Here is a 20197-nt window from a genome sequence, read left to right on the forward strand (position 1 = left end):
GGGTATCGCGGTCTGGCGCGGCTGCGACCGCTCGCCCAAGGAGACGCCATGACCGTTACCCGCCCCGGCCGCTTCCGGCTGGCCGCCAGCCTTCTGGCCGCCCTCGCGACGGCCCTCGCCCTTCCCGCCGCCGCGCAGGACACCGAGGATGCCGCGCCCGAGCCCGCCCTCTCGGTCGAGCTGAATGCCGCCGACGCGGTCGAGGGCAGCTGCCGCCTGACGTTCCTTGTACGCAACGATCTTGGCGCCGATCTGTCCTCCCTCGCGCTCGAGACGGTGGTGCTGACCGGCGACGGCGCGGTCGAGCGTCTCACGCTCTTCGATTTCCGCGAGCTGCCGCAGGATCGTCCGCGGGTGCGTCAGTTCGACCTTGCCGGTCTCGATTGCGCCGATGCCGGGCAGGTGCTGATCAACGGCGTGTCGTCCTGCGACGGCGCGGGGCTCGAGCCGGGCGCCTGCATGGCGGGCCTCGCCCTGTCCAGCCGCACCGAGATCGGGCTGATCGGCTGATGCCGGGCGCGGTGATGGAGCGGCTGCAAGGCCTGTATGACCTCGGCGGCCCGGTGGTCGCGATCCTCGTGCTGATGTCGGTGCTGACGCTGGCCGTCACGCTGTTCAAGCTGTGGCAGTTCCGCAGCCTGCGCGTCGGCCGTCACCGCCACCTGCAGGAGGCCCTCGCCGCATGGGACGGCGGGGACCGCGCCGGCGCGACCCGCGCGCTCTCGGGCAGCAGCAGCCACCTGCGCCCGGTCGTCCAGGGCGGGATGACGGCGCTTGAGGGCGGCGCCGATGCCGCCGCCCTTGCGCCGCGTCTCTATGCCGAGGCCTCCGCAAGGCTGACCCGGCTGGAGGGCGGCTTTCGCGTTCTCGACGTCATCGCGCAGCTCGCGCCGCTGCTGGGCCTTTTCGGGACCGTTCTGGGCATGATCGACGCCTTCCAGGCGCTGCAAGGCGCGGGCGCCAGCGTCGATCCCTCGATCCTGGCGGGCGGCATCTGGGTCGCGCTGATGACCACGGCGGTGGGTCTTGCCGTCGCGATGCCGACCAGCGTCATCCTGTCCTGGCTCGAGGCGCGGGTCGCGGGCGAGCGGGCGCTGGCCGACCGCGCACTGCAGACGGTGCTGCGCCCCGGCCTGCCGATGCGGGACAGCACCACGGACGTGCAGGCCCGTGCAGCCTGACGTCTACGGCCTTGCCCTGCCGCGCAGGCGGCGGCGGCTTTCGGTCACCTCGCTGATCGACGTGATCTTCCTTCTGCTGCTCTTTTTCATGCTGTCATCGACCTTCTCCCGCTATGCCGAGATCGACCTGACCGCCGCGACGGGCGGCGGCGGGACGCGCGCCGGCACCGCGCCGCTTTTCGTGCAGCTGGGCGGCGAGGACCTCGTCCTGAACGGCCAGCCGGTCGCGCTGGAGGCGCTGCCGGGGCGGCTCGGGGGCGATGCGCCGGTGATCGTCTCGCTGCGGGGCGGCACCTCTGCGCAGCGGCTGGCCGACCTGCTGGTCGTGCTGCGCCGGGTGCCGGACCTTGCCGTGACGGTGCTGCAATGACCGGGGCCGGGCTGGCCCCCGCAAGGCCGCGGCGCGAGTCCGATCCGACCATCGCGCTGATCAACATCGTCTTCCTGATGCTGATCTTCTTCCTGATTGCCGGGCAGCTGGCGCCGCCGCTCGATCCCGAACTGACGCTGGTCGATACCAGCGACATGGAGTCGGCGCCGCCGCCCGATGCGCTGGTGCTCGATGCCGCGGGCGCGCTGAGCTATCGCGGTGCGCCGGTCACGGTCGAGGGCTATGTCGCCGAGAGGACGGAGGCCGATCTGGCGCGGGTCAGGCTGGTGCCGGATGCCGATGTGCCGGCGCAGCGGCTGGTCGAGGTCGCCGCCGCGCTGCGCGAAGCAGGGGCCGGCACCGTGGCGCTGGTCACGCGGCAGGCGCTGGAATGACCCGAACCGGCAAGGCCCGCCTCGTCGCAGGCACGGCGCTGGTGCTGTCGCTGGCGGTGCATGGCGGCGCGCTCGCGCTGGCGCCCTGGGAAGAGCCGGTGCAGATGCAGGGCGGCGGAGAGCCGGGGGCCATCGCGCTGGGCAACAGCTTTGACGACCTGACCGCCGGCACCGAAAGCCCGGTGGACGCCGCGGAGGTCTCCGACAGCCCGCAGCCGGAAGAGACGCGCGAGGCGCCCGCCGAACCTGCCGAGACGCCGCCCGCCGAGGTGCCCGAGGTCCCGCCCGCCAAGACGGCGGAGGCGCTAGAGCCCGAGGTCCCCGCCCCGGCCGAGCCGGTGACGCCCCAAGAGGCCGCGCCGACCAGCGCCGTCCCCCGCGCCGAGAGTGTCGCCACCGCCGCGCCAGTCGCCGCCAGTCCCGCGCCCGACCTCGCCGAGACGCCGGTCGAGGCCGCGCCGGAACCGGAGCCCGCCGAAACGCCGCTCGCTGCCCCGGAGCCTGCGCCGCAACATGCCGCCGCCCCCGTGGTGCCCGAGCGCATCGAGGCGCAGCCGGAGGAGGAGCCTGCGACGCTGGTGCGCGCCGCCCCGCGCCCGCCGGAACGCCCGCAGGACCTCGCCCCCGAGCCTGCGCCGGAGCCAGAGCCGCAGCCCGTGCGGCAGGCCGCGACCGCGCCGGCCCAATCTGAACCGTCGCACCAGGGCAATGCGCAAAGCGATGCGCGGCGCGGACAGCAAAGCGGGCAGGACGCGGGGCAAGCCGCCGCCAGCGGGGCCTCTTCCGCCGGGGCGGAGGGCAATGCCGCCGCCTCGAACTATCCCGGGATCGTGCAGCGGCAGCTGGCCCGCGCGCCGCGCGGGCGGGTCTCGGCGCGGGGGACGGCGGTGATCACCTTCACCATCGCCGCGAACGGGGCTGTCTCCAGCCTCGGGATCGCCCGCAGCTCGGGCTCGGCGCAGCTGGACCGGGCGGGCCTGCAGATGGTGCAAAGGGCCCAGCCCTTCCCGCCGCCGCCGCCCGGCGCGCAGCGCACCTTCAACCTGCCGTTCCAGGGCCAGTGAGGCCGGGCGCTTAGTCCGCTTCGGGCTCCGGGCCGGCCTCGGCCAGGGTCTCTTCCGTGACCGGCTGCGGCGCGGGCTGCCAGTCCGGGTCGGGCGCCTGGGCGGTGTCGGTGTGCACGACGACCGAGAGGCCCGGCGCCAGCGCCTCGGCCTCGGGCTGGCCGGGGTCGATGGCGATGCGCACCGGCAGGCGCTGCGCGATCTTGGTGAAGTTGCCCGAGGCGCTGCTGCCGAGCGCGCTGAACTCCGAGGCCGTGGCGGGCGAGAAGCCGGAGATATGGCCGGTGAAGACCTGCCCGTCCATTGCGTCGACGCTGAAGGTGACGCGCTGGCCCGGCTGCATGCCGTGAAGCTGCGTCTCCTTGTAGTTCGCGACGACCCAGACGTCGTGCGGCACCAGCGCCATGAGGCTGCTGCCGGGGGTGACGTATTGCCCGGCCTGCACGCCGACCTGTCCCAGCTGCCCCGCCTGCGGCGCGCGGATGGTGGCGTTGTCCAGCGCGATGCGCGCCAGCTCCACCGCCGCCTCGGCGGCCTGCACCTGCGCGGCGAGGCTCTCGCGGTTGCTGCCGACGGATTTCAGGTCCTGCTCGGCCACCTCGAGCTGGCTTTGCGCCTGCGCGACGCCCGCATTGGCCTGGTCCAGCGCCAGCTGCGACTGGTCTAGGCTGCTGGTCGAGACGATGCCCCGGCCCTGCAGCTCGGTCGCGCGATCGGCGCTGGTCTGCGCCGTCTGCAGCGCCGCCTGCGCCGAGGTCAGCGCCGCCTGCCGCGCCCTGAGCGCCGCCTCGCCCGAGGCCTGGCTCTGGTCGGCGTTCTCCTGCGCGGCGCGGGCGGCGTCGAGCTGGCTTTGCGCCTGCGCCAGTTGCTGGCGCAGGCTGCGGTCGTCGATCCGCGCCAGCACCTCGCCGGCCTCGACCCGTTGGAAGTCCCGCACCGTGACCTCGGTCACATGCCCTGCCACCTGCGGCGAGAGGGTGACGACATGGCCGCGCACATAGGCGTTGGTCGTCGTCTCGACCGAGGAGGTGAAGGGCGGCAGCCCGAAGGCCAGAAGGGTGGCGGCGATGCCGATCAGCCCGAGGATCACGGCGGCGAGGGCGGGAATATGCTTTTTCATGACGGTCACGCGGATTCAGGCGCTGCGGCGGCGGCCCCACGGGCCCGCACCGCCTTCAGCGCGACTTGCAAAAAGAGGATGAGGAAGGCGGCGGCAGCGGCCACCGCGATGGCGCGAAAGGCGTCGTTGTAGGCCGCGACCCAGGCCTGCGAGGCCAGGCTGCGGGCGAGGTCGGCAGCGGCCTGCCCCTGCCGCAGCGCCGGATCGGCGATCTGCCCGGCATAGCCCGCCGCGCGGCCCGCAAGGGTCTGCCCCACCAGCGGATTGGCGGCGTCGAGGCCGTCCCTCAGCCAGGCCAGATGCGCCTGCTCGCGCAGCGTGACAAAGCTGCGGAACAGGGCCGAGCCGGCGACACCGCCGAGGCTTTGCGTGGTCAGGAAGACCACGATGAAGCTCAGGATGTAGCTCGGACCGCGGGCCAGAGCAGACATCAGCCCCGCCATCATCGCCGGCGGCAGGAACAGCGCCGAGGCGAAGGCGATGGTGCCCTGCGTCAGGAACATCTGCTCGGGCCGGGTCAGGACGCTGGCGTGGCTGTCGGCCCAGGCCGCCCAGGCGATCAGCGCCAGCGCCACGAGGTGGATCGGCCCCTCGCGCCCCGGCGCGATCACCAGCGCGCAGGCCGCCCCGCCGGCCAGCGTGGCGGCGCAGATCACGATGAAGAGCGGCTGCAACTGCTCGGTCCCGAGGCCAAGCTGCAGGAACAGCCCCGGCGCGCCGGCGCTTTGCTCGGCCAGAAGGATGCGGAACAGCAACAGCGCCGCGGCAAGGTGCAGGATGGCGGGCGAGGCGATCCAGCGCACGTCGATGAGCGGCGCCTCGCGCTGCAGCTCGATCACAACGGCGATGGCCAGCGCGGCGATGGAGACGGCGGTGAGCACGCCGATCCAGGGCGCCTCGGCCCACCAGTAGCCGGTGCCGGTGACGAAGACGACGGTCAGCCCGCCGAGGCCGAGGGCGAGGAAGGCGTAGCTGATGAGGTCGGTCAGGCTGATCACCTTGGCGCGCGGCATCGGGTTCAGCGGCAGGCGGGTGACGAAGGCGGTGCAAAGCAGCGCCAGCCCGAGGTTCAGCAGCGTGAAGACATGCGGATTGCCGGCCGTCTCCAGCCAGGGCGAGATCATCCGCGCCAGCGGCGTGCCGATGGTGATCAGCGTCAGCACCAGCGGCAGCGCGACCTTCATCTTCAGCGCCGGGGGAAAGGCCTCGAGCGTGTAGAGAAAGGCGAGCGAGGACATCGGCGCGGCGGCGATGCCGGCCAAAAACTGCAGCGCGATGGCCGAGGGCAGGTCCGTCATCCAGAAGCTGGCGAGCAGCGCCGCGACATAGGCCACCACGCTGACCTCGGCGAAGCGGCGCAGCCCGAACTGGGTGCGCAGCTTGATCAGCAGCAGCGCGAGCGAGGCGCGCGGCGCCATGAAGGCCGCGATCAGCCATGTCGTCTCGATCGAGGTCGTGTGCAGCGCGCCGCCCAGAACCTGGGTGTTGGTCAGGATCAGCCCGCTTCCCAGTGCCTGCGCCAGCGCGATCAGCACGCCGGCCGCGACATAGAGGGCGGCGCGCGGCAGCGGCGGCGGCGCAGGTGGCGCGGGCGGAGCGGCGGCAGGGCCCGTGGCAGGGGCTTCGGGCGGCGGCGTCATTCCGAGAACCGCGTCAGGACATGGTCGAAGAGGCGCTGCGCGGCGGCGATGTCCGCGGGATCGGCATCGGCCAGCAGCTCTTCCGACAGGGTGTTGATGAAGCCGAGGAGCCCGGCGAACTGCTCTTCGGCGCGGGGCGTCAGGAAGACGCCATTGGCACGGCGATTGCCCTCGACCGGGCAGCGGGTGACGAAGCCGCTCTGCTCCAGCCCGTCGAGAAGCCGCTTCATCGAGGGCGGCTCGATCTCCATCTGCCGCGCAAGCTCGGTCTGGGTAGAGCCGGGCAGGCGGCCCACCAGTGACAGCGCGCGGGCCCGCGAAAAGGTCAGCCCGTTCGCCCGCGCTTCGCGGTCGAAGTGCTGCCGCAGGGCACGGCTGAGCCGCATCACCGAGATGAAGAGGGCCGGCTGCGGCTGGGTATGTGTTAGCTTGCTCATAATTAGCATGCTAATTAGGAAGCCGCGGCCCGCCTGTCCAGAGGCGCTGCGGCTGACCCCGCGATCTTCAGGCGCGGGGCCGGATGCTCGGTCAGCTGCCCGGGATCAGGGTCCGGCAGGTCCAGCGGTCCTCGTCCTTGATCCAGTGCCGGACCTCGGTGTTCAGCGGGCGGTCGAAATCGCCGCCCGTCAGCTCGCCCTGGATCACGCGGGATGTGCCGGCATGGGCGACGATCAGCACCGGATGCGGCCCCTCGACCTGTCCCAGCCCGCGCAGGGTGCGGGTGCGGAAATCCTCGGGGCTCTCGCCGCCGGGCGGGGTCGCGTCACGGTCCAGATCGGCGCGGTCCGTGCCGTCCAGCTTGCCCCAGTCCCGCTCCATCAGGTCGGGCACTTCGCGGATCTCGAGGTTCAGCACGGCCGCGGCCGCCTCGGCGGTGGCGCGGGCCCGCTTGAGCGGAGAGCACCAGATGGCGGCGATGGGGTAATCCATCAGCCGTGCGGCGCTGCGCGTGGCCTGGGCACGGCCCTCCTCGTCCAGCGGCAGGTCGAGCTGGCCGCAGACGATGTCGCGCGCATTGGCATCGGTCCGGCCGTGGCGCATGAAGTAGAAGGAGTGTTCGAATAGCGGGATCACCGGCGGCACCTCTCATCGCGGGGTCAGGGCGGAGCACCTAGCGCGCGATCCGCCCCTGTCCCGGTCGATCAGGAGGACGAGGGCACGAGGCGCGCGCGCAGGCCCGCGCGTTCGGCGCCGGTCAGGCCGATCGAGGAGAGATAGGCCTCGGCCCCGCCGAACTCCTCGCGTAGGGCGGCAAGAAAGCGGCGCATCGTCTCGGGGCGGCTTTCCAGCAGCGGCGCATGGGCCTCGGGCGCGCGCCCCCTCGCGCGGATGCGGTCGAGGATCTCGGCCACCAGCGGCGCGATCAGCGGGGCGGTGGCGCTGTAATCGGCCACGATCTCCTCCTCCGGTGCGCCGGCCAGCGCCAGCAGCAGCGCGGCGACGACGCCGGTGCGGTCCTTGCCGGCGGTGCAATGGAACAGCACCGCGCCTTCGGGCGGCGCCTCGGCGATCAGGCGCAGCACCTCTGCCAGCGCCTCCTGTCGGTCCGTCAGGACGTGCAGGTACAGCGACAGCAGCACGTCGTCCGAGGCGGCGCCGCCCCAGCTTGCCGGGTCGAGCGCGGCCAGAAGCGGCACGTTGTGCCAGCCGGCGCCAAGCGCATCGCGCAGCGGGCCGGGCGCCTCGGCGGCCTCCTCCGCGCCGCGCAGGTCGATGACGCAGGCGAGGGTGAGCGCCTCGACCGCCGCGAGGTCGCCTTCCGTCATCCGGTGCGGCGCATCGGCGCGGAAGACGCGGCCCCGCGCGGTCTGCCCGCCGCCCTGCAGGGGGATGCCGCCGAGGTCGCGGAAGTTCATCATGCCGCCCAGCGGGACGAGGCGCGGATGCGCGGCCGCGCCGGTCATCGCAGGGCCTGCAAACGCTCGCGCGGGATCAGGCGCATCGTCTCGGCCGGGTGCAGGGGGATATAGGTGACCGACAGGCCGTGCGGCAGCAGATCGCAGAGGGCAAGGCCGGTGCCGGGCACGATGCGCAGGGCCTCCCGCTCCAGCGGGTCGATGGTGGCGTGCTGGCCCATGGTGATGACCACGGGGATGCCATGCCACAGCGCCACGCGGTTGGCATGGACATGCCCCGAGAGGATCGCCGTGACCTCGTGCGGGGCCAGCAGGGCCGCCAGCCGGTCCGAGGTCGCGGCATCGAGAGAGGTCCAGTCCGCCGGGCGGCGCGGATCGAGCTTCGGCATGTGGTGCAGCACCAGCAGCTTCGGCAGCTCGGGGTGGCGGGCAAGCGTGGCCTCCAACCCCTCGAGCTGGGCGTCCTCCAGCGTGCCGCCCGTGCGCCCCGGCTCCGAGGTGTCGAGCGTGATGACATGGTGCCCCGCCAGCACCATGTCGTAGTCCAGCGGATCCTCGCCGCCGCCGGGATAGCCAGTGAAGACCGCGCGGAAGGCCGGCCGCTTGTCGTGGTTGCCAAGGGCGAGGATCAGCGGCACGCCGATCCCCTCCAGCCTCTCGGCCAGCAGGGCATAGCTGCCCTCGTCCCCGCGGTTGGTCAGATCGCCGCTGAGCACGGCGAAATCCGGCGCCGGGTCGATCCGGCGCATCGCTTCGAGCGCGCGGTCCATGCTCGCCCCGGTATCGGCATCGAGGCCGGGGTCGTCCCCTGCGGAGAGGTGCAGGTCGGTCAGGTGCAGAACCCTCATGGGGCGGCTCCTCGTGTCAGTGTCTCGCCGCGCGCGGCGTCCATCAGCGCGCGGGTATAGGGGTGCGCGGGCGCGGTGATCAGCCGCGCCGTCGGCCCGGCCTCGACCACGCGCCCCTCCTGCATCACGAGGATGCTGTCGCAGAGCGCGGCGATGACCGCCATGTCGTGGCCGATGAACAGCAGGCCCAGTCCCATCGCCTCCTGCAGGTCCATCAGCAGGTTCAGGATCTGCGCCCGGACCGAAACGTCGAGCGCGCTGACAGCCTCGTCCGCGACGAGAAGGGCGGGGCGGGTGACCACGGCGCGGGCGATGGCGATGCGCTGGCGCTGACCGCCCGAGAACTCGTGCGGGTAGCGGGCGGCATCAGCGGCCGAAAGGCCGACCTGCTCCAGCGCCTCGGCCACGCGGTCGCGCAGGGAAGTCCGCCCGGTGATACCGGCGGCGCGCAGCGGCTCTGCGATGGACCAGCCGACCTGACGGCGCGGGTCGAGAGAGCCGTAGGGGTCCTGAAAGATCATCTGGAAGCGCGGCCGCAGGCGCTGCAGCGCGCGCGGCGGCAGGGCATGGATGTCCTGCCCATCGAGGCGGACGCAACCCGCATCGGGCCGTTCGAAGCCCATGACCAGCCGCGCCAGCGTCGTCTTGCCCGACCCGCTTTCGCCGACGATGCCCAGCGTCTCGCCCGGCGCGATGGCGAAGCTGGCGTCCTCAAGCGCGACCAGCGGCGGCTCGGCCCGCAGCAGGCGGCGGCGCGGGCGGGGGTAGGTCTTGCGCAGACCTTCCGCGATCAGCAGCGGCGCGGTCATGGCGCGGGCTCCAGCAGGTGGCAGGCGGCCTGCCCGCTGGCGGTGGGCCATGGCGCGGGGCGCGTTCCGGCGCAGCGCGGCAGCTCGGCGGCGCAGCGCCCGGCAAAGCGGCAGCCGCGCGGCAGGTCACCCAGCGTGGGCACGGTGCCGGGGATCACCGGCAGCCGCTTGCGGATCATCGCGGGATCGGGGCGCGGGCGCGCCGCGATCAGCCCCTGCGTATAGGGGTGGCGCGGATTTGCCAGCACCTCGGCCGTGGCGCCGGTCTCGACCAGATCGCCGCCGTACATCACCGCCAGCCGCTCTGTCGCGCGGGCGACGGCGGCGAGATCATGGCTGATGAAGATCAGCGCCATGCCGCGATCGCGCGAGAGCCGCACGAGAAGATCGGTGATCCGCAGCGCGATCTGCGCGTCGAGCGCGGTTGTCGGCTCATCCGCGATCAGCACCCCCGGATCGCAGGCCAGCGCCAGCGCGATCAGCACCCGCTGGCGCTGCCCGCCCGAAAGCTGGTGGGGATACTGCCGCATCTTCGCCTCGGGCTCGGTCAGGCCGGTCTCGGCCAGCAGGTCAAGCGCCCGGGCACGGGCATCGCGGCGGCGCATCTTCAGGTGCAGGATCAGCGGCTCCATCACCGTCTCGCCGATGCGGACGAGCGGATCGAGCGCGGTCATCGGCTCTTGGAAGATCATCGCCACCTTGCGCGCGCGCAGGGGCTGCCAGGCGGCCTCGGTCGCGCCCGTCATATCCTGCCCGTCCAGCGCGATCCGCCCGGAGAGCTGCGCCGCATCCGGCACCATGCCCATCAGCGCGAGGCCCAGCATCGACTTGCCGCTGCCGCTTTCCCCGACGAGGCCCAGCCGCTCGCCCCGCGCCACCGACAGGCTTACGTCGCGCAGGGCCTGGCCCTGCGGCAGGGCGGCGCTGAGACCCTCGACCCGGATCATGCCTGCCGCCTGACAAGCCGCGGGTCGGCCCAGTCGCGCAGCCCGTCGCCCAAAAGGCCGAAGCCGAGGACGGCGGCGGTGATGCACAGCCCCGGCCAGACCGCCTGCATCGGCGCCACCCAGAGCAGCGTCTGCGCCTCGGCCAGCATCCGCCCCCAGGAGGCGGCGGGGGGCTGCGCCCCGAGGCCAAGGTAGCTGAGCGCCGCCTCGGCGAGGATCGCGGTCGCGATCTCGATGGTGGCCTGCACGATCAGCGGGGCCGCGATGTTCGGCACGATGTGATCGCGGCTGATCGCGGCGCGCCCGCGCCCCGCGGCCCGCCCGGCGAGGACGAAGTCGCGCACCCAGACCTGGTTTGCCGCGCCGCGCGCGACGCGGGCGAAGATGGGCACGTTTATGAAAGCGATGGCGAGGCCGGTGTTGAGAAGCGAGGGGCCGAAGGCCGCCGCCAGCATGATCGCGAAGAGCAGGGCAGGGAAGGCGAAGCTGAGATCGCAGAGCCGCATCAACGCCTCTTCGACGCGGCCGCCCCAGGCACTGGCCAGCAGCCCGAGCCCCGTGCCGATCCCCCCGCCCAGCAGCACGGCGCCCGCGGCGACGGAGAGCGAATTGGCCGCCCCCGCCATCAGCCGCGACAGCAGGTCGCGCCCCAGCCCGTCGGTGCCCAGCGGATGCGCCGCGCTCGGGGCGGCCAGCTTGTTCAGCACGTCGATCTCGGCCAGCGGCCAGGGCGTCCAGGCCAGTGAGACAAGGCCCGCCGCTGCCATCAGCCCCACCAGCACCGCGCCGAGGATTAGGCTCGCGCGGTGCCTCATGACTGCCGCCCCGTAAGGCGCGGATCGATGGCGACATAGGCCAGGTCGACGAGGAAATTCGCCGTCACCACGATGGCGGCAAACAGCAGGACCAGCGCCTGCACGGTGATCAGGTCGCGGTTGGCGATGGATTGCAGCAGCAGCCGCCCGAGGCCCGGCAGCGAGAAGACGCTCTCGATCACCACGGTGCCGGTGACGATGGCGGCGAACTGCATGCCGATGATCGTCACGATCGGGATCAGCGCATTGGGCAGCACGTGGCGCCAGAGGATGCGCCGGCGCGGCAGGCCCGTGGCGCGCGCCGTGCGCACGAAATCGAGGCGCATCACCTCGAGCGCCGCGGACCGCGTGACCCGCGCCAGCACCGCCGATTGCACCAGCGCCAGCGCGATCACCGGCAGCACCAGCGCGCGCAGCGCCGCCAGCGGCTGATCCCAGCCCGGAAACCCGCCCGAGGGCAGCCAGCCCAGCCGCACCGCGAAAAGCAGGATCAGCAGGATCGACATCCAGAATGCCGGCACCGCGATGCCGATCTGGCTGAGCACCATGACCGCCCAATCGCCCGGCCCGCCGTGACGGGCTGCGGCTGCCATGCCGAGGCCGGGCGCCAGCACCAGCGTCACCGCCATGGCCCCCAGCGCCAGCGACAGCGTCAGCGGCAGCCGCTCGGCGATCAGCCCGCCGACGGGGACGCGAAAGGCGTAGCTGGTGCCGAAGTCGCCCTTCAGCGCGCCGAGGGCCCAGGCGGCGTAGCGCGCGGGCGCGGGCGCATCGAGGCCCAGCTGGCTGCGCATCGCCGCCAGCGCTTCGGGCGAGGCCTCGATCCCGAGGATGCTCAGCGCCGGATCGCCCGGCAGCATCGACATCACCGCGAAGACGACGACGGAGACGGCCAGGAGCGTCAGCACGAAACCGGCGGCGCGGCGGATCAGGAAGCGGGTCATCGAGAGCTTTCGAAGGCCGGTGCAGGCGCGGCGGGTGCAGCCCCGCGCCTGCGACCGATGCTCTTGGCATCAGGTGCGGGCGTCATTCCGCCCAGTGCACCTCCTTGAGCGGCTGGTACAGCACCGGCGCCGCCGTCCAGAACCCCTCGAGGTCGCTGCGCTGCACCGCAAGCTCGGGCAGCTGGAACAGGAAGGCCATGACCGCATTCTCGGCCAGGTAGCGCTGGCCCTCCTCAAGCAGGGCATTGCGCGCCTCGGCATCGGTCTCGGCCGAGATCCGGTCCCACAGCGCGTCGAACTCGTCGCTCTGGAAGCCGTAGAAATACTCCGGCCCGCGGGCGAAGTTGCCCATGTCGTTCGGGCTGGTATGGGCGATGATCGTCATGTCGTAGTTGCGGTTGGAATAGACCTCTTCCAGCCAGTAGCCCCATTCGACGGTCTCGACCGAAACCGCGACGCCGGCTTGCGCCAGCTCTGCCTGGATGATCTCGGCCGAGCGGGTGGCATAGGGGAAGGGCGGCACGGTCAGCGACAGCTCCGTCACGCCGACCTCCTGAAACAGCGCGGCGGCGGTCTCGGTGTCGTGCGGCCAGGTGCCGGTCAGATCGACATAGGCGGGGCCATGCGGCGGGTAGAAGCTGCCGATCGGGGTGGCGGTGCCGTCCATCGCGCCGGCGATGATCTCCTCGCGGTCGATGGCGCGGTTCACCGCCTCGCGGGCGCGGATGTCGTCGAAGGGCGCGCGGCCGTTGTTCAGCGCCAGGATCACTTCGCCCTCGGTGGTGCCGATCTCGACGGTGAAACGGTCGTCGTTCTCGAACTGGGCCAGAAGCTCCGGCGCGCCGAGGCCGGCGCGATCCAGCTCTCCGGCCAGCAGCGCCGCGGCCATGGCCGAGGCATCGGTGATGAAGCGGAACTCCACCCCGGGGATCGTCACTTCGCCGGCGTCGCGGTGATCGGGGTTCTTCTCGAGCACCAGCCGGTCGCCGCGGGTCCAGGAGACGAAGCGGAAGGGGCCGGTGCCCACCGGCTCGGTCACGTTGGTCTCGGCGCTGGCGGGTGAGACGATGGAGGCATCGCCCTGCGCGAGGTTGAACAGGAAGAAGGCGTCGGGCCGCGACAGCGTCACCTCGATGGTGCGCGGGTCCGTCACCGTCACGCTCTCGATCGGCTCCCAGATGTCGGAAGAGGGGTTGGTGCTGCCCTCCGCCATCGCCCGCTCGAAGGAAAAGCGGACCGCCTCGGCATCGAAGGGTGTGCCATCGTGGAAGGCGGCATCCTGGGTCAGGGTGAAGGTATAGGTCAGCCCGTCGTCCGAGATCTCCCAGCTCTCGGCCAGCTGCGGCAGCACCTCGCCGGCCTCGTTCACCGTGGTGAGCGATTCATAGAGGTTCTGCGTCAGCATCTCGTCGATGGAGGCCGTGGCATCCACGGTCGGATCGAGAACGGTCGGCTCCTGCATCTCGCCGATGCGGACCGTGCCCTGCTCCTGCGCGAGGGCGGGCAGGGCGGCGGGCAAGCTCAGCGCGAGGATGGCGGCGGGGATCAATAGGGGCTGGTGGCGTGTCATGACGTCGGCTCCTGAAGTCGGTCGGCCGTGACGTGCAGGCCGGTTGTAACAGGCGCACTACGAATGGAAGCCGCCCGGATGACAAGAGCGTCTCTAGCGGTCACAATCGGGAAACGCCACGGAAGGGGAGACGTGTCATGGTTGAAAACGGGGAGGGGCTGCGCGCGGGAAGGGTGTGGCGGCCGGAGTTGCAGGGGCCCTCGGTCGTCACCCCGCGGGGCGGGCGGCTGATCGACGTGACCTGCCGCGCGGTGCCGACGCTCAGCGCGCTCTGCGCGCTGGATGATCCGGCGGGCTGGCTGCGCGAGGCGAGGGGCGAGGATATCGGCCCGCTCGAGGCGCTGGGCGCGCCGGCCCCCGATGCGCTGCACCTCCTCGCGCCCTGCGATCTGCAGGTGATCAAGGCCTGCGGCGTCACCTTCGCCGGCTCGATGATCGAGCGCGTGATCGAGGAGCGGGCGGGCGGCGATCCCGCGCGCGCCCACGACCTGCGCGCCACCTTGGCCGAGGCCGTCGGCGGCTCCCTGCGCGACCTGCGCCCCGGATCGGAGGAGGCGGCAGCGGTCAAGGCGCGGCTGATCGAGGAGGGCCTCTGGAGCCAGTACCTCGAGGTCGGGATCGGCCCCGATGCCGAGGTCTTCACCAAGGCGCCGGTCCTGTCCTCGGTGGGCCATGGCGCGGCGGTCGGGCTGCACCCCGCCAGCCGCTGGAACAACCCCGAGCCCGAGGTGGTGCTCGCCGTCTCGCCCAATGGCCGCGCGGTGGGCGCGACGCTGGGCAACGACGTGAACCTGCGCGACGTCGAGGGGCGCAGCGCGCTGCTGCTGGGCAAGGCCAAGGACAACAACGCCTCCTGCGCCATTGGCCCGATGCTGCGCCTCTTCGACCAGAGCTTCGGCATGGAGGACGTGCGCCGGGCGGAACTGACGCTGACGGTTCAAGGGCCCGAGGGCTTCCGCCTCGAGGGGCGCAGCGCCATGGCCCAGATCAGCCGCGACCCGCAGGACCTCGTCGATCAGACCATCGGCCGCCACCACCAGTATCCCGACGGGTTCATGCTGTTTCTCGGCACGCTCTTCGCGCCGACGCAGGATCGCGGCGCCCCGGGCGAGGGATTCACCCACCAGATCGGCGACCGCGTGACGATCGAGGCGTCGGGCCTCGGGCGGCTGGAGAACACCGTCGCCCTCTCGACCGAGGCGCCGGAATGGCACTTCGGCCTCATGGCCCTGATGGCAAACCTCGCGCGCCGGGGCCTCCTCGCCTGACGCGCCTCTTCTTCTTCTCTTTGCAAGTATCCCGGGGGAGGCCGCGCCAGCGGCCGGGGGCAGCGCCCCCCCTTTCCCTCCGCCCCCGCCCGGGCCTAAGCTGCGCGGCCAAGGGCAGCAGGAGGCCGTGATGCCGATCAAGAACCGTCTCGCCGAGATGCAGGCCGATATCGCCGGCTGGCGCCGCGAGCTCCACGCCAACCCGGAACTGATGTACGAGGTGCATCGCACCGCGGCCTTCGTCGCCGAGAAGCTCCGCGCCTTCGGCTGCGACGAGGTGGTCGAGGGCCTGGGCCGCACCGGCGTCGTCGGCGTGATCCGGGGCCGCAGCGACAGCCGCGGCCATGTCGTCGGCCTGCGCGCCGACATGGATGCCCTGCCGATCGAAGAGGCGACGGGCCTGCCCCATGCCTCCACCGTGCCGGGCGTGATGCATGCCTGCGGCCACGACGGCCATACCGCGATGCTGCTGGGCGCCGCGCAGTACCTCGCCGAGACGCGCAACTTCGACGGCAGCGTCGCGGTGATCTTCCAGCCCGCCGAAGAGGGCGGGGCCGGGGCCCTCGCCATGGTCGAGGACGGGATGATGACCCGCTTCGGCATCAAGGAGGTCTACGGCATGCACAACATGCCGGGCCTGCCGCTGGGCACCTTCCACATCCGCCCCGGCCCCAGCTTCGCCTCGACCGACGAATACGAGATCACGGTGCGCGGCAAGGGCGGCCATGCCGCCAACCCCGAGATGGCGGTCGATCCCGTCGTCGCCGCCTCCTCCATCGTGATGAACCTGCAGACCATCGTATCGCGCAACGCGGATCCTCTGGGCTCCATCGTCATCTCCGTCACCAGCTTCCGCAGCGCCACCGATGCCTACAACATCATCCCCGACGCGGTGGTGCTGCGCGGCACGATCCGGACCTTCTCCGAAGAGCTTCGAGCCCTTGGCGAGGCGCGGCTGAAGGCCGTCGTCTCGCAGACCGCCGAGGCCCTCGGCGCGGTGGCCGAGATCGACTGGCAGCCGGGCTACCCGGCGACGGTCAACCACGAGACCGAGACGCTCTACGCCGCCGAGGCCGCGCGCCGCGTCGCCGGGGATGTCGACGAGAACACGCCGCCCGTCATGGCCTCCGAGGATTTCTCCTACATGCTGGAGGCGGTGCCCGGCGCCTATATCCAGATCGGCAACGGCGATAGCGCGATGGTTCACCACCCGGCCTACGAGTTCAACGACGAGGCGATCCCCGCTGGCGCCTCCTTCTGGGCCGAGCTTGTCGAGACACGGATGCCCGCCGGCTAGACCGGCCCGATCCATGCACGCCCGCATCGCGCAGGTCTCCCTGCTGGTCCCGGACTACGACGCCGCGCTCGCGTTTTTCAGCCGCATCGGCTTCGAATGCCGAGAGGATACCGACCTCGGCAACGGCAAGCGCTGGGTCCGGATCGCGCCGCCGGGCGCGGAGACCGACCTCCTCCTCGCCCGCGCCGCCTCGGACAGGCAGTCCGCGGCCATCGGCAACCAGGGCGGCGGACGCGTCTGGCTGTTCCTCGAGACCGAGGATTTCGCGCGCGATTACCAGCGCCTGAAAGCGGCCGGGGCGGAATTCGAGGCCCCGCCCAGGGACGAGCCCTACGGGCGGGTCGTCGTCTGGACCGACCCCTTCGGCAACCGCTGGGACCTGATCCAGTACAGCCGGCCCGACCGCAGTGGCACGAGCCGCTGACCGGCTGCCGGGCACCCGCGAAAGGGGGCGGCCACCTCACGGCGCCGCCCCCTTTCTTCTCTTTGAAAATATCCCGGGGGTGAGGCCCGGCAGGGCCGAGGGGGCAGCGCCCCCTCCTGCCTCTCAGTCCGCGCCGCGCCCGGCGGCGGGCAGCGCGCCCGGCCCCATGGCCTTGGCCAGCACCACGCCGGCGACCGCGACGGCGACACCGATCAGGTCGGTCAGCAGCCCGCCCTCGATCATGAAGAGCGCCGCGACGATCAGCACCGCCCGCACCAGCCAGTTCGCGCGCCCGCCGGCGATCCAGCCCTGCACGCCAGCCGAGAGCAGGTAGACCCCGACGCAGGCCGTCAGGCAGGCGCGCGCGATCTCCAGCCAGTCGCCCTGCATCAGCAGCGCGTTGTTGTAGAAGAACATGAAGGGCACGACGAAGGCGGCGATGCCGATCTTGAAGGAGGCCCCCGAGGTCGCCATCGGGTTGGCGCCAGAGATGCCGGCGGCGGCATAGCTGGCCAGCGCCACCGGCGGGGTGATCGCCGAGAGCACCGCGAAGTAGAAGATGAAGAAATGCGCCGTCAGGGCCGGGATGCCCAGCTGCACGAGGCCCGGCGCCACGACCGAGGCCGCCACCGCATAGGCCGCCGTGGTCGGCATCCCCATCCCCAGCAGGATCGAGATGCACATGGCGAAGAACAGCGCCAGCAGCTGCGAGGTATCGGCGATCCCGAGCAGCAGCCCCGAGAAGCGCGCCCCGACCCCGGTGAGGGAGATCACGCCGACGATGATGCCGGCGCATGCGCAGACCGCGATGATCTGCACCGACATGACGCCCGCGATGTTGAAGGCGCGCACGACGCCTTCGATGTTCATCCCCGTGCCGCGCCGATTGACCAGCAGCCAGACGGCAGCGGCGGCCACCGCCAGCAGCACCAGGATGCCGAAGAGCGCCGAGAGGCTCCCGACGGTCGAAGACAGCAGACCGCCCAGCACCAGCACCGCGACGATGCCGGCGGTAAGCGTAAGGCTGCGCGAGGTCGGGGAGATCCAGCTGACCACCACGGCGGCCAGCGTCGCCAGCGTGCCCGCGCGGATCACCGAGTAGCCGGCGAAGAGCGCGTAGATCAGGATCACGATGGGCAGGAACAGGTAGACCCGGCGCACCAGCTTGGCGAACTTGGGCAGCTCGTCCTCGCGCATGCCCCGCATGCCCAGCTTCGCCGCCTCGAAATCGACCATGAAGGTGACCGAGACGAAGTAGAGGACGGCCGGGATGACGGCGGCGAGGGCGATCTCGGTATAGGGGATGCCGGTGATCTCGGCCATGATGAAGGCGCCGGCGCCCATGATCGGGGGCATGATCTGCCCGCCGGTGGAGGCCGCGGCTTCCACCGCGCCGGCGGTGGTGCGCTTGTAGCCGACCTTCTTCATCAGCGGGATGGTCAGCGATCCGGTCGCCACGACGTTGCCCGCCGAAGTGCCGTTGATCATGCCCATCAGGCCGGAGGCGAAGATCGCCACCTTGGCCGGGCCGCCGCGCGCGCGCCCGGCGCAGGCGAAGGCGAAGTTGATGAAGTAGTCGCCGACCTTCGAGGCCTGCAGGAAGGCCGCGAAGATGATGAAGAGGATGATGTAGGTCGAGGAGACCGCCGTCGTTGGCCCGAGGATGCCCGCATCAGTATAGACCTGGCTGAAGAACCGCTCCCAGGTCACCGCCGGCGCCTCGAGGAAGCCGGGCAGCCAGCGCCCGACGAAGACATAGGCCAGGAACACGCCCGAGATCACGATCAGCGCGAGGCCCGCGACCCGGCGCGTCATCTCCATGATCAGCGCGGTCCCGGCGAGGGCGGCGATCGAGATGCCGATCGGCGCGAAGGGCGTGCCGGTCGAGTTGCGCATGAGCGTGCCGTAAAGGGTGATCAGGTAGGTCGCGACGGCAAAGCCGCAGACAACCAGCGTGAAATCGGGGATCGAGAAGCGGTCACGCTCGCGCCGCTCGAACCAGGACACGGCGATGCCGCCGGCGGTGGCGACCAGCAGCGGGATGCCGAACATCCAGATTTCCTGGGTCTTGAGCGTGGCATCGACGCCGTTCCACATCTCGCCGCCCGAGATGCGGATGGCGAACCAACCCGCGACGCCCAGCGACCAGACCGCCGGGATCATCAGCAGCCAGCCCAGCAGGCTGACGATGCGGCGCTGGTCCGCGCGCCCCTCGGCAAAGCTCTGGTGCGGGGCGAACATTAGAAAGCCCAGCGTCAGCGCGCCGGCGATGTGCACGATGCGGAAATTCCAGGTCTCCATCGGCAGGCTGGGCAGCAGCGGCAGGCTGATGCCGGTCCAGGCCGAGATCGACAGCCCGTTCAGCGCCGCCATGTGGAAAAAGGCGTAGAGCGCGGCGAAGCCGCCGATCGCCAGCGCCGGCCAGCCGGTGAACAGGCGGCGGTTGCTTTCGATCGGCTCCTCGTCGGTGCCTTCGGCGATCACGCCGCCCCCTTCGGCAAGCCCGCTTGCCGGAAGCTCCGGCTCGGTGCGGATCGGGTCATCGGTCGGGCGCGTCGGCTCGGGCATCCGGGTCTCTTGCTGTCAGGGAAGGGGGAGGGAGGGCGCGCCCGGCGCGGGGCCGGACGCGGTGGTGTGTCGGGCGCCTTACTGGGCGGCGCTGTGGATCATGTCGTCGCCGATCTCGGCGCCGTTCTCGTTGAACCAGGCGGCGGCGCCGGGATGCCAGGGCAGAACGGTGTTCTTGTCCCAGTTGTCGATCGTCGTCGTCTCGGCGGCGCGGTGGATGTTCACCATGCGCGCGTTATCCGACATCACGGTATCGACCACGGCATGCACGAAGCTGTCGGGCAGGTCGCAGTTGGCGATGGCGAAGTTCCACATCGCGACCGAGCGCGCGTCCTCGGACAGGGTCGAATAGGTGTCGGCGGGAATGGTGAACTCCGAGACGGGGAAGTTCTCCATCAGCGTCGCCTGCTCGTCCTCGGTGAACTCGACGATGTTGATGTCGGTCTGCACCTCGAGCTGGCTGACCGCCGGGATCGGCACGCCGGCGGCGAAGGCCACGACGTCGATCAGACCGTCCTGAAGCTGGCCGCCAAGGTCGTCCCAGCTGCCGTTGCGGCGGTCGTAATCGACGCCCAGGTCGGTCAGCATCTGCGGGAAGTAGGTGTCCGAGGTGGAGCCGGCAGGGCCGAAGCCGATGCGCGCGCCGTCCGGGATATCCTCGATCGAGGAGATCCCCGAGGAGCTGAGCGCCGTCACCGAGAAGGGCGTCTGGTACATCGGGAAGATGGCGCAGGCATTGGTCATCTGCAGGCCGGGCGCGATGGGGTTGGTGCCTTCCATCGACTCGCGGGCCGGGCCCATGGTGGTCAGGCCGAAGGCGGCGTCGCCGGTATGCACCAGCGCCATGTTCTGCATCGGGCCGCCGGTGACTTCGGCGCCGCCGGACAGGCCCAGCTCTTCGGCGACGAGGTTCGCCCAGCCGGAGCCATAGGCGAAGTAGGTGCCGCCCTGGCTGGCGGTGCCGACGGTGAAGCTGGACGGCCAGTCCGAGCGGTCGACGTCGTCCTGCGCCACGGCGGGCAGCGCAGCAAAGGCGGTGGCCGTGGCGGCCAGGGCTGTAATCAGACGGGGCATGTCGATC

At 71.4% G+C, this 20197-nt stretch carries 21 protein-coding genes; 8 read left to right on the forward strand and 13 right to left on the reverse strand.

What is annotated here, in order from left to right:
• Nucleotides 1–48: 48 nt before the first annotated feature.
• From DFP88_RS08060 to DFP88_RS08080, 5 genes are read left to right on the forward strand one after another with little or no spacing between them, the layout of a single operon-like run.
• A complete protein-coding gene (locus DFP88_RS08060) occupies nucleotides 49–510 on the forward strand; it encodes a hypothetical protein (protein WP_110813914.1) in 462 nt (153 codons plus the stop codon).
• On the forward strand, nucleotides 510–1181 hold the full coding sequence (locus DFP88_RS08065) for a MotA/TolQ/ExbB proton channel family protein (RefSeq protein WP_110813915.1): 672 nt from the start codon (nucleotides 510–512) through the stop codon (nucleotides 1179–1181). The genes DFP88_RS08060 and DFP88_RS08065 overlap by 1 nt, the downstream gene beginning before the upstream one ends.
• On the forward strand, nucleotides 1171–1551 hold the full coding sequence (locus DFP88_RS08070) for a biopolymer transporter ExbD (RefSeq protein WP_110813916.1): 381 nt from the start codon (nucleotides 1171–1173) through the stop codon (nucleotides 1549–1551). Before DFP88_RS08065 ends, DFP88_RS08070 begins: the two co-directional genes overlap by 11 nt.
• Complete coding sequence (locus DFP88_RS08075) at nucleotides 1548–1946, forward strand: ExbD/TolR family protein (RefSeq protein WP_110813917.1); 399 nt, start codon at nucleotides 1548–1550, stop codon at nucleotides 1944–1946. The genes DFP88_RS08070 and DFP88_RS08075 overlap by 4 nt, the downstream gene beginning before the upstream one ends.
• Nucleotides 1943–3010: an energy transducer TonB family protein gene (locus DFP88_RS08080; RefSeq protein WP_110813918.1), complete on the forward strand. Its 1068-nt coding sequence runs from the start codon at nucleotides 1943–1945 to the stop codon at nucleotides 3008–3010. Before DFP88_RS08075 ends, DFP88_RS08080 begins: the two co-directional genes overlap by 4 nt.
• Before the next feature lie 10 nt (nucleotides 3011–3020).
• Here DFP88_RS08080 and DFP88_RS08085 read toward each other — a convergent pair whose 3' ends face one another.
• The 11 genes from DFP88_RS08085 to DFP88_RS08135 form a co-directional block, all read right to left on the reverse strand.
• Nucleotides 3021–4130: an HlyD family secretion protein gene (locus tag DFP88_RS08085; RefSeq protein WP_110814201.1), complete on the reverse strand. Its 1110-nt coding sequence runs from the start codon at nucleotides 4128–4130 to the stop codon at nucleotides 3021–3023.
• Between the two features lie 5 nt (nucleotides 4131–4135).
• Nucleotides 4136–5770, reverse strand: coding sequence for an MFS transporter (locus DFP88_RS08090; RefSeq protein ID WP_110813919.1), 1635 nt, complete (start codon nucleotides 5768–5770; stop codon nucleotides 4136–4138).
• Nucleotides 5767–6207, reverse strand: coding sequence for a MarR family winged helix-turn-helix transcriptional regulator (locus tag DFP88_RS08095; protein ID WP_181418592.1), 441 nt, complete (start codon nucleotides 6205–6207; stop codon nucleotides 5767–5769). The genes DFP88_RS08090 and DFP88_RS08095 overlap by 4 nt, the downstream gene beginning before the upstream one ends.
• A 91-nt stretch (nucleotides 6208–6298) precedes the next feature.
• A complete protein-coding gene (locus DFP88_RS08100; RefSeq protein WP_146227456.1) occupies nucleotides 6299–6844 on the reverse strand; it encodes a histidine phosphatase family protein in 546 nt (181 codons plus the stop codon).
• A gap of 68 nt (nucleotides 6845–6912) precedes the next feature.
• Complete coding sequence (locus DFP88_RS08105; RefSeq protein WP_110813922.1) at nucleotides 6913–7674, reverse strand: tyrosine-protein phosphatase; 762 nt, start codon at nucleotides 7672–7674, stop codon at nucleotides 6913–6915.
• Nucleotides 7671–8474, reverse strand: a complete 804-nt coding sequence (locus tag DFP88_RS08110) for a metallophosphoesterase (RefSeq protein ID WP_110813923.1) — start codon at nucleotides 8472–8474, stop codon at nucleotides 7671–7673. Before DFP88_RS08110 ends, DFP88_RS08105 begins: the two co-directional genes overlap by 4 nt.
• Nucleotides 8471–9283: an ATP-binding cassette domain-containing protein gene (locus DFP88_RS08115; protein ID WP_110813924.1), complete on the reverse strand. Its 813-nt coding sequence runs from the start codon at nucleotides 9281–9283 to the stop codon at nucleotides 8471–8473. The genes DFP88_RS08110 and DFP88_RS08115 overlap by 4 nt, the downstream gene beginning before the upstream one ends.
• Nucleotides 9280–10230: an ABC transporter ATP-binding protein gene (locus DFP88_RS08120; RefSeq protein WP_110813925.1), complete on the reverse strand. Its 951-nt coding sequence runs from the start codon at nucleotides 10228–10230 to the stop codon at nucleotides 9280–9282. The genes DFP88_RS08115 and DFP88_RS08120 overlap by 4 nt, the downstream gene beginning before the upstream one ends.
• Nucleotides 10227–11045 carry an ABC transporter permease gene (locus tag DFP88_RS08125; protein ID WP_110813926.1) on the reverse strand — a complete coding sequence of 273 codons (819 nt, stop codon included), beginning with the start codon at nucleotides 11043–11045 and terminating at the stop codon, nucleotides 10227–10229. The genes DFP88_RS08120 and DFP88_RS08125 overlap by 4 nt, the downstream gene beginning before the upstream one ends.
• Nucleotides 11042–11989, reverse strand: coding sequence for an ABC transporter permease (locus DFP88_RS08130; protein ID WP_110813927.1), 948 nt, complete (start codon nucleotides 11987–11989; stop codon nucleotides 11042–11044). The genes DFP88_RS08125 and DFP88_RS08130 overlap by 4 nt, the downstream gene beginning before the upstream one ends.
• Nucleotides 11990–12071: 82 nt before the next feature.
• Nucleotides 12072–13559, reverse strand: a complete 1488-nt coding sequence (locus tag DFP88_RS08135) for an ABC transporter substrate-binding protein (protein ID WP_110813928.1) — start codon at nucleotides 13557–13559, stop codon at nucleotides 12072–12074.
• A 137-nt stretch (nucleotides 13560–13696) separates the two neighbouring features.
• Here DFP88_RS08135 and DFP88_RS08140 point away from each other — a divergent pair, with 137 nt between their 5' ends.
• The 3 genes from DFP88_RS08140 to DFP88_RS08150 all read left to right on the forward strand — a co-directional run bounded on the left by DFP88_RS08140 (nucleotide 13697) and on the right by DFP88_RS08150 (nucleotide 16548).
• Nucleotides 13697–14827, forward strand: coding sequence for a fumarylacetoacetate hydrolase family protein (locus DFP88_RS08140; RefSeq protein WP_110813929.1), 1131 nt, complete (start codon nucleotides 13697–13699; stop codon nucleotides 14825–14827).
• 130 nt (nucleotides 14828–14957) lie between these two features.
• Nucleotides 14958–16124, forward strand: coding sequence for a M20 aminoacylase family protein (locus DFP88_RS08145; RefSeq protein WP_110813930.1), 1167 nt, complete (start codon nucleotides 14958–14960; stop codon nucleotides 16122–16124).
• Nucleotides 16125–16137: 13 nt separating this feature from the next.
• Entirely contained in the window at nucleotides 16138–16548 is a 411-nt protein-coding gene (locus DFP88_RS08150) for a VOC family protein (RefSeq protein ID WP_110813931.1), read from the forward strand.
• A 123-nt stretch (nucleotides 16549–16671) separates the two neighbouring features.
• Here DFP88_RS08150 and DFP88_RS08155 read toward each other — a convergent pair whose 3' ends face one another.
• Nucleotides 16672–19116 (reverse strand): TRAP transporter permease, encoded by a 2445-nt coding sequence (locus DFP88_RS08155; protein ID WP_110813932.1) that lies wholly within the window; start codon nucleotides 19114–19116, stop codon nucleotides 16672–16674.
• Between the two features lie 78 nt (nucleotides 19117–19194).
• Complete coding sequence (locus DFP88_RS08160; protein WP_110814202.1) at nucleotides 19195–20190, reverse strand: TAXI family TRAP transporter solute-binding subunit; 996 nt, start codon at nucleotides 20188–20190, stop codon at nucleotides 19195–19197.
• Between the last annotated feature and the right edge of the window lie 7 nt (nucleotides 20191–20197).

Origin of the sequence: Pseudoroseicyclus aestuarii, assembly GCF_003217255.1 — a bacterium.
Lineage (GTDB): Bacteria > Pseudomonadota > Alphaproteobacteria > Rhodobacterales > Rhodobacteraceae > Pseudoroseicyclus > Pseudoroseicyclus aestuarii.